This window comes from Leucobacter japonicus (assembly GCF_001273855.1).
Classification (GTDB): Bacteria; Actinomycetota; Actinomycetes; order Actinomycetales; family Microbacteriaceae; genus Leucobacter; species Leucobacter japonicus.
In genome coordinates, this window is the sequence record NZ_JHBX01000101.1 from 1 (window position 1) to 240 (window position 240).

Here is a 240-nt window from a genome sequence, read left to right on the forward strand (position 1 = left end):
TCCCGACTCCGGTCGACTCGCGCCTACTATGGGACGATGGGAAGCGATGCACCGCGAGCAGCGCGAGTTCTGGTTCTGTGGGCCGACGAATCGTCTCCGAACCTGGGCGTCGCCGCGCTGGCGCGCGGCTCTCGGGACCTGCTCCGGAGGGCGGCGCCGGACGCGGCGTTCACCTTCGCGAACTACGGCAGCCGTCCGGCTCAGGTGCCGTGGGGCAGAACGCGCTCCCTCGTCAAGGAG

Annotated in this window: 1 pseudogene; it reads left to right on the forward strand. The window is 70.4% G+C overall.

From position 1 onward, the window contains the following. Window positions 1–36 precede the first annotated feature (36 nt). Window positions 37–240 (forward strand): annotated as a pseudogene (locus AMS67_RS17825) (hypothetical protein); the annotation flags it as partial.